Source organism: Niveispirillum sp. SYP-B3756, from assembly GCF_009495745.1.
Lineage (GTDB): Bacteria > Pseudomonadota > Alphaproteobacteria > Azospirillales > Azospirillaceae > Niveispirillum.
In genome coordinates, this window is the sequence record NZ_WIDQ01000006.1 from 317,886 (window position 1) to 331,253 (window position 13,368).

Sequence of the window (13,368 nt, forward strand, 5' to 3'; positions counted from 1 at the left end):
GCCCCGAAGGCAAGGTGAACAGGTACTCAGATTTACACCCACTGCTTAAGAGTGGGTAAACAATGCGAAGCGGCCCCATTAATGTCACAGATACCTCTATCCCATCCCGGGGTCAGGAGGCTGCCGGGGCGTGCAGTTCAGCCAGGAAAGCCTCCAGCGCCAGCCAACCGGCCGGGGCGTGGCGGATGAAGCGGCTGACAAGCTCACCCGCATCGCCATAGCGTTCCTCAATGATCGCCATTTCGATCCGCTGCGCCAGCACGCGCAACCGGGGTGTGCCCAGGTTGCCAGCCAGCGAGATCATGGAATGGGCTTCGCGGCGGAGGTCCGGCCAGTTGCTGTCCGTCAGATGTTTCTGCATCCGTTCGACGCGCTGCCGCCCGGTTTTGATGAAAGTCCAGACCAGATCGCTGAATTCCTCCACCGTGGCGAAGGAGAGCAATCCTTCCAGCACGCTGCGGTCCAGCACCGGTTCGCCTGAAACATCATCTTCTTGTGTATTCGTTTCCACCATTTCAGGCGTAACCTCCAATATTCTTGTTGTACCGGACGCACCCGACCAGCGGGCGGCGGTTTCCAACAGGGTGACGGGCACATAGGGCTTGGACACGTAATCATCCATCCCGGCTTCCAGATAGGTTTCCCGCATCCCCACCATGGCATTTGCCGTCATGGCGATGATTGGGGTGCGGGGGCGTCCTGCCTGCTGTTCCTGGATGCGGATCAGGCGGGTCGCCTCTATCCCATCCATTCCCGGCATCTGCACATCCATCAGGATCAGATCATAGCGATTGGCCGCCGCCGCAGCGGTGGCCTCCATCCCGTCGCCCACCAGGGTGACGCCATAGCCTTCGCGCATAAGGATCAGGCGGGCCACGTCGCGGTTGATCTGGTTATCATCCACCACCAGAACCTGCCGCCCGACGCCGCGGGCCAGTGGCTGACCGATCTCAGGCGTCTCCGGGACCGCAGGAACCGGCTCCCCGAACAGCCGGCCCAATGTCTCCAGCAGGGCCTGAGGCCGCACCGGCTTCACCAGCACCGCATCGAAGACTTCCGCCGCCGGATCGCCCGGTTCCAGCCCGCCGGCCGAGGTGACCAGCACCAGCTTGACCTGGGCAAAGCTGGGATGGTGACGCAGCCAGGCGCCCAGACTGTCGCCAGCCATACCGGGCATGGAATGGTCGATCAGGATGACATCCGGCGGCCGCTTTTCCCGCGCGGCGCGATCCAGTTCGGTCAGCGCGCCTTGTCCCCCATTGACCAGCACATGCCGTATGCCAAGCCGGTCCAGATGGCCACCCATAATGCGACGGTTGGTTTCCAGATCATCCACCACCAGCGCCGTCAGCCGACGCAGCCGTTCCGGCAGTTCCAGCCGGTTGGGCAGGCGGGCGCTGGCGGCCGGTAGATTGATATCGAACCAGAAGCGGCTACCGGTACCGGGCGTGCTGTCGACCTTGATTTCCGATCCCATCAAGCGGGCCAGCTGCTGGCTGATGGTCAGGCCCAGACCGGTGCCGCCGAAACGGCGGCTGATGGAATTATCGGCCTGATTGAATTTCTGGAACAGACGGTCGATCTGTTCCGGCACCATGCCGATGCCGGTATCCTTGACCGTGAAGCGCAGGTTCCGGCCCTCGCTGCCATCGGTTGATGGCAGCAGCTGCACCTTGATAGTGACACGCCCGTCATCGGTGAATTTTACCGCATTGCCAGCCAGATTCAGCAAAATCTGGCGCAGCCGGGTGGGGTCGCCGCGATAGGCACCGGTGGCTGCCGGGTCCAGATTGGCGGTCAGGGCGATGGCCTTCTGCTGGGCCCGTGGAGCCAGGATGGCCAGCACGCCATCCACCACCTCTTCCAGGGAGAAATCGATCTGCTCCAGCTCCAGCTTGCCCGCTTCCAGCTTGGAGACATCCAGAATATCGTTGATGACATACAGCAGTGCGTCGGCACTTTCCCGGATCGTGTCGGCAAAGCCGCGCTGTTCGGTATCCAGGGTGGTATCCAGCAACAGGGCCGTCATGCCGATGATGCCATTCATCGGCGTGCGGACCTCATGGCTCATATTGGCCAGAAATTCGGATTTCGCCTGATTGGCGCGTTCAGCCTCCCGCCGGGCTTGTTCGGCCGCTTCCCGCGCGGCTTCAGCCGCCAGACGCGACCGGTCCAGGTCTTCGGCCAGCCGGCGCAGATTTTCCGTCTGATCGCCCAGACGGTCACGTGCGGTGCGCAGCTCCTGCTCCTGCGCCACCCGCTCACCGACATCGCGGGTCGCGGACACGATGCGCTGACCAGCCTGCCGGTCGGCGGCCAGAGCGAAGGCAGTTTCCACCCAGATGAAATGTCCGTCACCATGGCGCAGCCGATAGGTGACAGGTGGACAGGGCATACCGGCGGTCAGTACGGACAGGGCCCGCTCCAGACGTTCGGCATCTTCCTCATGCACCAGATCCAGCGGGCTGCCGCCGACCAGCCGGTCCGGCAGATGCCCCAGCATCCAGTCAGCCGAGGGCGAGACATAGAGATAGGTGCCGTCCAGCGCGTGGAGGGCCACCACATCGCTGCCCTGTTCAGAAAGAAGCCGGTATTGCGCATCTCGGGTTGCCAGTTCCTGGGCCTGATGCTGCAACCCTTCCGCCATTTCATTGATCGCAGCCCCCAGCACGCCGATTTCCCCCGGTCCGGCTGGCGCGCGCAGGCCCAGTTCCCCCCGGCCCAATCGCTCCACCACGCGGGAAAGCCGGGTCAGTGGCGTCAGCACCGTGCGGGACAGGCCGACATAGAGAATGGCGACGGCCAGGATGGCGACGATGCCGGTAAAGGCCAGATGCCGGCTGAATTCCAGTTCGGCGCGGGCGACAGCCTGTTCCTTTGGGAAGGAAACGATGATCTTCACCCCTGTATCGCCCAGTGAGGCAAAGCCCATCAGCCGGTCCACCCGGTCCACCCCGGTGCCCTGCAGGGTGCCGCTCTCTCGCAGCAGAGCCATCTGCACGAAAGGAAGGTCGCGCAGCGACACGCCTTCCATCCCCAGTATCTGTGGTTTGCGGATCAGCGCATTGCCCTGGGCATCAACGGCCAGCAGGTTCATTTCGGTGGACGTATCGGCTGTCAGCCGATCAGCCGACTGTTCCAGCCAGGCCAGCAGCAGCCCCGCCAGCACCACACCGCCCGGTTTGCCATCTTTTCCCATGATCGGATGGGCATAAACCAGGATGGAGCGACCATCGCTGAGGGCGCGCAGGTAACCGCTGGTGACCGGCTGACCGGTCATCATGGCCTGACGGAAATAATCCCGGCCGGCAACGCTTTGCACGGCACCGGGTGCCGCGGTGCTGCACAACACTTTCCCTTCGGCGTCTGTCACCAGCAGGTTCGACAGCCAGGGCTGGGTTTCTTTCAATGGGGAAAGTCTGGCCGCACATTCCGCTTCCCCAGGCGGTTGCCGGGCCACCACAGTGACCACGCGCTGTACATTCATCAACAATTCGCCATGCTGGTTGGCAATGGCCTGTGCAATATCCAAGGCGCGGGTCTGGGCCTGGGCAATGGCATCATTGCGCCGCGCACTGTTTTCCAGCACCAGCACAATGGCCATGGCGGCGATAACTGTCGCCACCAGAAATATCAGCCGCCCTCGCAGCGTCAGGAATGCGGAATAAAGCGCCATGGCCAATCCGAAATACAGGCGGAAGCCGCCGCCACGGCGGGAAATCCGCCGTAAAGCTCATACCCTATTCTATAACGGAAATGACGCCGCTGCAGCAGCCTGGGATTTTCGTTCATTGGTATAGCGGGATTATCAGGTAGGGGCGAAGAAAGCAGCATTGACCAGCGGAGCCGCCTCCCGGCGCAAGTGAGAAATAAGCCTGTCATGAAACTTCCTGATCTTTCTGTGCAGGGCTTTCTCGGGTGCGGCGTATAAGGGCGGATCGCTTTGATTTTCCACGAACTGACTGAAGATCGCTGATGCAGCCCTCCAGCCCTGTCGTTGCTACCGGTTCCCCTAAACCTGCGGCACCGCGTCGCGGTAAAGCCAAGTCCCGTCGGCTGTTGCCCGTCGGCCTTGCCGCGCTGGTGCTGCTGGGGGGCGGGGCCTGGTGGTGGTTCGGCGTTCGCTCCACCGGACCCGACAATGCGCATCTGCTGACCGCCGCGGTGGAGCGGGGCGATATCGAGGATACGGTTTCGGCCGTGGGCAACCTGCAGCCGCGCGATTATGTGGATGTCGGCACCCAGGTTTCCGGGCAGTTGCGCAAGCTGCATGTAGAGATCGGCCAAACGGTGGAGCAAGGCACCCTGCTGGCGGAAATCGATCCCACCGTCTATCAGACCAGGGTGGAGGCGGATAAGGCGCAGTTGGAAAATTACAGCGCCCAGTTGGCCCAGCGGGAGGCGGAACTGGCGCTGGCCCGCCAGCAATATCAGCGCCAGAAAAACCTGCTGAAGGACAATGCCACCAGCCAGGACGCCTATCAGAGTGCGGAGACCAGCCTGCGCGCGGCCGAAGCATCGGTGCGGGTGATGAATGCCCAGATCCGTCAGACGACATCCACCCTGCGCGGGGACGAGGCGAACCTGGGCTACACCAAGATCTATGCGCCGATGACCGGCACCGTGGTGTCGCAGAATGCCAAGCAGGGCCAGACCCTGAATGCCAACCAGTCGGCCCCCATTGTGCTGCGCATCGCCGATCTGTCGGCGATGACGGTGACGACGGAAGTGTCGGAAGCCGATGTTTCCCGCCTGAAGGTGGGGATGCCGGCCTATTTCACCACATTGGGGCGACCGGATCGCCGCTGGCAGGGCACCTTGCGGCAGGTGGAGCCGACGCCGACGGTGGAAAATAACGTTGTTCTCTATAATGCCCTGTTCGATGTCGGGAACGAGGGGGGCGAGTTGATGACCCAGATGACAGCCCAGGTCTTCTTCATCGTCGCCTCGGCCAAGGATGTGGTGCGCGTGCCGGTGGCAGCGCTGCAGGCCCCGCAGCGCCCCACCGGCCCCCGCCAGCCGGGCCAGCGCCCACCCGGTGCCGACATGGCCGGCGGGGCAAGCGCACGGCCCCACTCACCGGCCGCAGGGGGCGAACGCCCGGCCGGCGGCGGGCGCGGCAAAATGCGGATGGTCACCGTGCTGAAACCGGATGGCACGACGGAGGAACGCCGGGTGACCATCGGCGTCAGCGACCGCATCCATGTGGAAATCGCCGATGGACTGAAAGAGGGCGAGCAGGTGGTGATCGGCCGTGCTCCCACCGCCGGTCAGATGCAGGCTCAGCGCCAACAGAACCAGCAGAACATGCCGCGGATGCGCCCGCCGGGGGTGCTATGAGCGCGCCACAGGAAGTACCGCAGATCACCCCGCTTATCGAACTGCAGGACATCACCAAGACCTACGCCACCGGGGAACTGGCGGTGCAGGTGCTGAAAGGCATCTCCCTGAAGATTTATCCTGGTGAGTTTGTCGCCATCATGGGGACGTCGGGGTCGGGCAAATCCACCCTGATGAACATCCTGGGCTGCCTGGACCGGCCGACCACTGGCGAATATCTGTTTGACGGGCGAGACGTTTCCACCTTCGACCGCGACATGCTGGCGCTGCTGCGACGCGAGGCATTCGGCTTCGTCTTTCAAAGCTATAATCTGATCCCGATGATCACGGCGGCAGAGAATGTCGCCGTTCCCGCCATCTATGCCGGCATGTCACCCGAGGCGCGGCGGGAACGGGCGGAACATCTGCTGACCTCCCTGGGCCTGGGGGAGCGGCTGGATCACCGGCCCAGCCAATTGTCCGGCGGTCAGCAGCAGCGTGTTTCCATTGCCCGCGCGCTGGTCAATGGCGGTCAGGTCATTCTGGCGGATGAGCCGACCGGTGCCTTGGACAGCCGCAGCGGGGAAGAGGTGATGCGCCTGCTGGGCCAGTTGGCCGACCAGGGGCACACTATCATCCTGATCACCCATGACCGCGATGTGGCGCAAAATGCAAGGCGGCTGGTGGAGATCAAGGATGGCCAGATCATCGCTGACCATCCGGTGGAACATCCGGGTGTGGCCCCGGCCCCGCCGGTTCCGGCCCATGCCCTGCACGTGCCGGAACCGGGCCAGGATAGCAGCTGGACGATGCGGGAACTGGTGGAAGCCTTCCGCATGGCCATGGGGGCGCTGACGGCCAATCTTTATCGCACCATTCTGACCCTGCTGGGCATTGTCATCGGGGTTGCCTCCGTGGTGGCGATGCTGGCGGTGGGCAATGGTTCCAAACAAGCGGTGATGGACCAGATCAGTGCCATGGGCACCAACCTGCTGCTGGTGCGCCCCGGTGCGCCCGGCCAGCGCAATGCCAATGGCGTGGCGACCCTGGTGCCCAGCGATGCCGATGCCATTGCCACGTTGCGCAATGTGGTGGCGGCGGTGCCTGAATATACCGGCGGCGTGACCGCGCGGGCCGGCACCCAGGATTACCAGACCCAGGTGAATGCCACGACATCCAACATGGTGACGGCCAAGAACTGGCCGGTCGGTGAAGGCGTATTCTTCACGCCGGAGGATGAGAAACGCTATGCCCCGGTGGCCGTTATCGGCCAGACGGTCGCCAACAATGTCTTTCCCGGCATCAACCCCATCGGCCAATATATGCTGCTGAGGAATGTGCCGTTCCAGGTCATCGGGGTGATGTCGGCCAAGGGGGCCACGGCCTTTGGCCAGGATCAGGATGATGTTGTCTTCGTGCCGCTGACCACCGGCCAGCTCCGCCTGTTCGGCCGGCGCAACCTGCGCACCATCACCGTGCTGGTGGAGGATCTGGAGCAGATTGATGCCACCCAGGCAGAAGTGACAGCCCTGCTGATCGCCCGCCATTCGATGGAGGATTTCCAGATCCGCAATACCGCCTCCATCATTGAAACACAGATGGCGATGCGGGACACGATGACGGTGCTGCTGGGTTCCATCGCCGCCATCTCCCTGTTGGTTGGCGGTATTGGCGTGATGAATATCATGCTGGTGAATGTGACGGAGCGGACGCGCGAAATCGGCATCCGCATGGCCACCGGCGCCCGCGCCCGGCATGTGATGCAGCAATTCATGCTGGAGGCGCTGCTGGTATCGGCGCTGGGCGGGGTGATTGGCGTGGTGCTGGGCCTGTCGGTGGCGGGTGGGCTGACGCTTATTGGTACGCCCATCCAATTGTCGCTGATGCCGGTGCTGCTGGCCTTTGGCTGTGCCTTTGCCACCGGCCTGATCTTCGGCTTCACGCCGGCCCGCCGTGCCGCCCACCTTGATCCCGTCGTCGCGCTTGCGTCTGACTGACCCTAAATCCCGGACTTTCCCCGCATGATCACCCGCCGCCCACTTCGGCCCCTGACCATCGCCCTTCTGTCCAGCGTGGCCCTGCTGGGCGGCTGTACCGGCCATCCGGATGACATGGCCGTGGTACGGCCGGTTACGCCACAGGCCACATGGTCGGCCGGCAATGATGGCGCCGCCGTCTGGCCCCAGGCCGACTGGTGGCAGGGCTTCAATACGCCGGAACTGCTGGCCCTGCTGGCCGAAGCCAGACAGGCCAATACCGATCTGGCCCGCGCCGCCCTGCGGCTGCGTCAGGCGCAGTTGCGGGAGGTGCAGGCCGGTGCCGCCCTGCTGCCCTCCCTTGGGGCGTCTGCCAATGTCAGCCGGCAGCAGAGTGGCGGCTGGGGTGACAGCACCACCCCTTCCCAGGGGCGTACCAGCGCCGGGCTGGGCCTGTCTGCTTCCTATGAGCTGGATTTCTGGGGCCGGAACCGGGCAGCCGCCACGGCGGCGCAGGTGAACACGGAAATCAGCCGGCTGGATCAGGAAACCGTCGCCCTGACGGTGACGGCGGATGTGGCCAATACCTATTTCCAGGTATTGGCCTTGCGGGACCGCGCCCGCAATGCGGAAGAAAATCTGACCTTGGCGCAACGGGTGCTGGCGGTGGTGGAATCCCGCTTCCGCAACGGGGCCGCCACCGCCCTGGATCTGGCCCAGCAGCAGGCGTCGCTGGTATCCCAGCGGGCGGCCATTCCGTCGCTGCGACAGCAGGAACTGGATGCCACCTTGAATCTGGCTGTGCTGCTGGGTCGGCAGCCGCAGGATATGGCGGTGGCCGCTGGTGGGCTTGGCGGGCTAGGCCTGCCATCCACCGGTGTGGGGGTGCCGGCAGACCTGCTGGAGCGTCGGCCCGACCTGAAAGGCGCCGCCCTGGCATTGGTCAGCGCCGGGGCGGATATCGTGGCGGCCCGCGCAGCCCTGTACCCATCGGCCAATATCAACCTGTCGGGCAATCTGTCTGGCAGCGGATTGAACAGTCTGGTCAATGCACCGACGGCGGCGGCCAATCTGGGCCTGTCGCTGGTACAGTCGATCTTCGATGGCGGCAGCCGCCGCGCCGCCGTGCAAATCGCCGAGGCGCAGAAGTTGCAACTGATCGAGACCTACCGCGCTAATATCCTGGCGGCCTTCTCCGATGTGGAGACGGCGCGCGGGGCCGCCCGCAATGCCGAAACCCAGCGCAAGCTGCAGGAGGAATCGGTTCGGCTGGCACGCGAAGTCTTCCGGCTGGCGGAAACCCGCTATCGGGAAGGGCAGGTTGATCTGCTGACCCTGCTGGATGCCCAGCGCTCCCTGCTCTCCGCCCAGGACAGCCTGACCCAGACGCGGCTGGCGGAATTGCAGGCGGCGGTGGCGCTGTATCGCGCGCTGGGTGGCGGCTGGGGGCCGGCGACGGCGGGGGTTACTCCACCGGCCGGGTGAAAGCGCGATCCCAGTCCCGCAGCAGACGGCCATAGCCGGCGGCATGGCGCAGATCGCCCAAGGTAAAAGCCCGGTCCAGCCGTTCGCGGCGTGACCGGGCCAGGGGGTGGATTTTCCCTGTCGCGTTGATCTCAACCCGGTTCCACAGATTGCCCAGCGGCAGGGTCACGGAAAAGCCGAGCGTGCTGCCGCCATCACGATCCACCGTCAGTTCGGTTGCCAGCAGCGCCCCGGTGCCGAACCGGCGGGACAGGCTGGCAGTACCGCCCCAGTCGCCGGCCAGATAGCGGCCCACCGCCAGTTCCAGGCGCGTATCGGCTTCCGCTTCTTCCCAGCCCAGGGTCAGGTGACCGCTGGTCTTGTCCGATCCGCGCAACAGGGCGATGCCACCGGGCAGCCGCTGCCACAGATGATGCGCGGTCAGGCCCACAGACCAGCGATCCAGCGGGCGCTGCCAGCGCAACTCACCACCCGCGCCGCTATACATTTCCTCCAGATGGCCGGCTTCCAGCATCATGTCCAAAGAGGGGGAGAGGGCGGCGACGATATTGCCTTGCGCCCGTTCCAGCGCCAGCGGTTCCGCCATAAAGGCCGCCAGCGCACCCCGGCCGCGCGTATCCTCGGCCAGGGCCGGGCGGGAGGCAGGTTCCTGCATGGTGAACCGGCCACCGCCATGCAGGATCAGCCCGGCCAGCGGCACCAGGGTCAGCGCCGCACCGGCGCTGCTGCGCTGGGACCAGCGGCTGCCATCCGGCCCTGGCCCGACCTCCGCCGTGGCATCCAGCCCAATCTCCCAATGCTGGGGGAGATGGGAGGGGTAGGGGGCGCGGCTGAACCGGGCGCTGCGGCGGATTTCCGCCCCGCTGCCATCCCAGCGGCGGGCGCGTTCCAGCGATCCGGGCGTCATCTGCACTGCCATGCCGGGCAAACCTAGCCGATGGGTGGCAATGCTGGCGGGCGGGTGATCAATCAGGGTGGCGGCGGCAATGGTGGCGGCGGCCGGCATGGTGGCGGTGATTTCGGTGATGGCTTGCCCATCCGGTCGGCGGGCGCGGAAGGGCCAGGGCTGGTCCCGCTCCGTCAGATCCAGGCGCAGGGCCAGCCCCAGCAGCAGGCCCCGCCGCCGCTGCCAGCCGCCAGATAATTCCAAGCCCTGCTGCGGCCGGACGCTGGCCGTCAGGCGTGGTTGCCAAGCGGCACCGCCCGTGCCGCCGCTGGCTGTCAGCCACATTCCTTCTACCAGGGGCAAGGGGACGGGAACACGCAGATTGACCAGCCCGATCGGGGCACCGGGATGATCGGCGACACCACCGCGCCAGCCGAGGCCGGTGGAAAGCTGCACGCCCGCCATCTCCACCCCCAGCATGGCGCTGTCCAGCCTTTCAGCGCTCTCCCCCAGACCACGCATCCCCAGGGTCAGGGCCGGATGATGGCGGCCCTGCGGCCAGAGCCTCAGATCGAGATCACCCACCGCATCGGCGGTTTCCGCCGGCTGACGCAGGGTGACGGCCAGCGGCGTGACCGGTTGCAGGCCGATCCGGGCCTCTCCACCGCCCCGCCACAGCACCTCATCCAGCCAGGCGGAACCGGCAGCCGGCAGGAAGGCGGAGGGGTGAACCCCCGGCAAGGGCCCTTCCGCCGCCTGTGCCCCGGCCGCCAGCAGAATGGATAGCAATGGCAACAGCTGGCGGCGCAAGATGGGGAACGCAGTTGCGAAAGCGAAGCCGGATTATGTGTGTACCAGCTGGATTACACAACTATTCACGAGAGGCTTTTCACACCTGATGCAGATAAAGCTGGTAATCCAGCTCCGTCACCGCCGCCATCACCCGCCCCAGCTCCGCCCGTTTGATGGCGCAGAAGGAACGGTGCAGTGCCGGCCCCAGTGCCGATTTCAGAAAGGCTGACTGCTCGGCCTGGATCAGGGCGCCGTGCCAGTCGCGCGGCATGGTGGTGTCGAACGGGCCCTGGCGGCTATATCCCTCGCGCTCAGCGGGCGGGCCTGGATCAATCTGCTGGTCGATGCCGTGGCGGATGCCGGCCAGCACCGTGGCCGCCACCAGATAGGGATTGGCATCCACCCCGGCCGGGCGATGTTCCACCCGCCGGGCAGCCACATCGCCCGCCGGCACCCGCAGCGCCACCGACCGGTCGTTGCAGCCCCAACTGGGTGAAACTGGGGCATAGAGATTGGCGACATAGCGCCGCCAGCTATTGGCATGGGGGGCGAAGACCAGCATCCCGTCGCCCATGGTGGCGGCCAGCCCGCCAATGGCATGGCGCAGCAACGAGCCGGGGGGCGGTTCCCCAACCGGTTCGGCAAACAGGTTGTTGCCGGCCCCATCGGCGAGCGATACATGCAGATGCATCCCCGAACCCGCCATCCCCTGGAACGGCTTGGCCATGAAACAGGCCACCATGCCATGCCGTCGGGCCAAGGCCCGCACCAGCCGTTTCAACATCACCAGATCGTCAGCGGCGCGCAGCAGATCGGTTTGGTAATGCAGTGTCAGCTCATACTGGCCGGGCGCATATTCGGCGATCAGCGTTTCCAGCGGCAGTCCCTGGGCCTCTGCCGCCGCATAGACCTGGGCGAAGAAGGGTTGCATCCCATCCAGATCATCCAGCCCGTAAACCTGGGTCTGGCCATGGCGGCGCCCATCCAGCGCCATGGCGGCGGGATGCGGGCGGCCATCGGCACCGGGATTGGCATCCAGCAGATAGAATTCCAGTTCAAACGCGCCGGCCGGGTGCCGTCCCTCCGCCGCCAGGGCGATGATTTGCCGTGCCAGGGCGTGGCGCGGGTCGGCGGCAAAGGGTCTGCCATCCAGCTCATGCAGGCTCACCAGCACCTGGGCGCGCGGCGGGCTGGTGAAGGGCAGGGGCACCAGCGTGCCCGGCACCGGCCAGGCCCGCAGGTCGGCATCGCCCATCGACCAGACCAGCCCGGTCTCCTCTACATCCTCCCCGGTCACATCCAGGCCCAGGATGGAGGAGGGCAGATGCCGCCCCTGGCGGTAGAGCCCTTCCAATTCGTGCCGGCGGATGATCTTGCCCCGGCCGATGCCGTTGGGATCGATCAGCACAATGTCGATGGCGTCGATTTCCGGATGGTGGGCCAGGAAATGCCGGGCCTCATCCCAATCCGCAGCGCTGGCGGGGATCATGCTGGCCCCCCTTTATCTGTCAGCAGGCGGGTCACATCGGTGAAGGCATTGACCAGCCGGGCCACCTGGCTGGCCTCCGTCACCGGCGAGATCAGCATCATATTGTGGAACGGTGCGATCAGGCAGCCCCGGTTCAGCAAGGCCAGATGGATGGCCTGTTCCAGCGGGCCGGCATGGGCGGCGTCGGCCTCTGTGCCATTGCGCAAGGGGCCGGGGGCGCAGATGAACTCCACCCGGGCCCCGACCCGCACCACATGCCAGGGCAGTCCGGTGGCATCAATAGCCCCCGTCAGCCCCTGCGCCAGTTGTTCGGCCAACGACTCCATATGGGCATAGGCGTCGGGCGTCATCACCTGTTCCAGGCAGGCCCGCATGGCTGCCAGCGACAGGGCATTGGCGGAAAGCGTGGTGCCCATGCCGGAATGGCCGGGCGGCAGGCTCGCCCGCGCCCGGTCCAGATCGGCCGCCACCTGATCGGTAAAGCCCCAGACCGCCGCCGGCACCCCGCCGGCCACCGGCTTGCCCAGCACGAAAATATCAGGTTCCAGCCCGTACCGCCCGCAATAGCCGGCGGGGCCGGTGGAGATGGTGTGCGTCTCATCAATCAGCAGCAGGGTACCGGTCTGCCGCGTCAGCCGTCGCAAGGCCGTATGGAAATCCGGGTCCGGCAGCACCATGCAGCAATTGGTCAGCACCGGTTCGGTGATGACACAGGCAACGTCACGGTCGGCCAGGGCGGCTTCCAGCGTCGGCAGATCGTTGAACTCCACCACTTTTGTGTGGGCGGTCAGGTCGGTTACCTGCCCCAGCAGGCCGGGCCGGTTGACGGGCTTTCCATCGACCAGCCGGACGAAGGTTTCATCCACGGTGCCGTGATAGCAGCCATTGAAGACCAGGATCTTCGGCCGCCCCGTGGCGGCACGGGCCACGCGCAGGGCAAAGCGGTTGGCATCGGTGGCGCTGCCCGCCACCTGCCAGTGCGACAGGCCGAATCGCTGTTGCAGCAGCCGGCCCACAGCCGCCGCATCTTCCGTCGGCAGCATATAGGTCAGGCCCCGGCTGGCCTGCCGGGTGATGGCCGCCGCCACGGCGGGCGGGGAATGGCCGAACATGGAACCGGTATCGCCCAGGCAGAAATCGGCTAGGATATTGCTGTCAATATCGGTCAGGCTGGCACCGCTGGCGCTTTCCACCAGCAACGGGAAGGGCATGGGCCAATCCCGCATCCAGTGCATCGGAACGCCCTGATAGAAGCCTTCCAGCCCCTGGCCTGCCCGTGCCGCCGAACGCGGATGTGCATCAATGAAAACGGCGCGCTCGACAGCCATAAGGGCTTCGATGCGCGCCGTATCAATCCCACCCAATTCCACCGCCATTTGGCATTTTCTCCCGGACCGCTCCGCCCGGAAGTGTGGCTGGGT

Annotated in this window: 7 protein-coding genes; 3 read left to right on the forward strand and 4 right to left on the reverse strand. The window is 65.3% G+C overall.

Annotated elements, in window-relative coordinates; genetic code table 11:
* Nucleotides 1-112: 112 nt before the first annotated feature.
* Nucleotides 113-3,676 (reverse strand): response regulator, encoded by a 3,564-nt coding sequence (locus tag GE253_RS14970; protein WP_153204911.1) that lies wholly within the window; start codon nucleotides 3,674-3,676, stop codon nucleotides 113-115.
* Nucleotides 3,677-3,975: 299 nt separating this feature from the next.
* Here GE253_RS14970 and GE253_RS14975 point away from each other — a divergent pair, with 299 nt between their 5' ends.
* From GE253_RS14975 to GE253_RS14985, 3 genes are read left to right on the forward strand one after another with little or no spacing between them, the layout of a single operon-like run.
* The gene (locus tag GE253_RS14975; RefSeq protein WP_153204913.1) at nucleotides 3,976-5,340 is read left to right on the forward strand and encodes an efflux RND transporter periplasmic adaptor subunit; all 1,365 of its coding nucleotides are present in this window, start codon (nucleotides 3,976-3,978) and stop codon (nucleotides 5,338-5,340) included.
* Entirely contained in the window at nucleotides 5,337-7,316 is a 1,980-nt protein-coding gene (locus GE253_RS14980; protein WP_153204915.1) for a MacB family efflux pump subunit, read from the forward strand. Before GE253_RS14975 ends, GE253_RS14980 begins: the two co-directional genes overlap by 4 nt.
* 24 nt (nucleotides 7,317-7,340) lie before the next feature.
* Nucleotides 7,341-8,780, forward strand: a complete 1,440-nt coding sequence (locus GE253_RS14985; protein WP_153204917.1) for an efflux transporter outer membrane subunit — start codon at nucleotides 7,341-7,343, stop codon at nucleotides 8,778-8,780.
* Here GE253_RS14985 and GE253_RS14990 read toward each other — a convergent pair.
* The 3 genes from GE253_RS14990 to GE253_RS15000 all read right to left on the reverse strand — a co-directional run bounded on the left by GE253_RS14990 (nucleotide 8,761) and on the right by GE253_RS15000 (nucleotide 13,323).
* The gene (locus tag GE253_RS14990; RefSeq protein WP_153204919.1) at nucleotides 8,761-10,476 is read right to left on the reverse strand and encodes a YjbH domain-containing protein; all 1,716 of its coding nucleotides are present in this window, start codon (nucleotides 10,474-10,476) and stop codon (nucleotides 8,761-8,763) included. The genes GE253_RS14985 and GE253_RS14990 overlap by 20 nt on opposite strands.
* 79 nt (nucleotides 10,477-10,555) lie before the next feature.
* Nucleotides 10,556-11,947, reverse strand: a complete 1,392-nt coding sequence (locus GE253_RS14995) for a glutamine synthetase family protein (RefSeq protein ID WP_153204921.1) — start codon at nucleotides 11,945-11,947, stop codon at nucleotides 10,556-10,558.
* The gene (locus GE253_RS15000) at nucleotides 11,944-13,323 is read right to left on the reverse strand and encodes an aspartate aminotransferase family protein (protein WP_153204923.1); all 1,380 of its coding nucleotides are present in this window, start codon (nucleotides 13,321-13,323) and stop codon (nucleotides 11,944-11,946) included. Before GE253_RS15000 ends, GE253_RS14995 begins: the two co-directional genes overlap by 4 nt.
* Nucleotides 13,324-13,368: the final 45 nt, after the last annotated feature.

What these genes read in the sequence shown, in the direction of transcription:
- GE253_RS14970 (WP_153204911.1), bottom strand. Translation starts at nt 3,676, where the DNA reads ATGGCGCTTTATTCCGCATTCCTGACGCTGCGAGGGCGGCTGATATTT.
- GE253_RS14975 (WP_153204913.1), top strand. Translation starts at nt 3,976, where the DNA reads ATGCAGCCCTCCAGCCCTGTCGTTGCTACCGGTTCCCCTAAACCTGCG.
- GE253_RS14980 (WP_153204915.1), top strand. Translation starts at nt 5,337, where the DNA reads ATGAGCGCGCCACAGGAAGTACCGCAGATCACCCCGCTTATCGAACTG.
- GE253_RS14985 (WP_153204917.1), top strand. Translation starts at nt 7,341, where the DNA reads ATGATCACCCGCCGCCCACTTCGGCCCCTGACCATCGCCCTTCTGTCC.
- GE253_RS14995 (WP_153204921.1), bottom strand. Translation starts at nt 11,947, where the DNA reads ATGATCCCCGCCAGCGCTGCGGATTGGGATGAGGCCCGGCATTTCCTG.
- GE253_RS15000 (WP_153204923.1), bottom strand. Translation starts at nt 13,323, where the DNA reads ATGGCGGTGGAATTGGGTGGGATTGATACGGCGCGCATCGAAGCCCTT.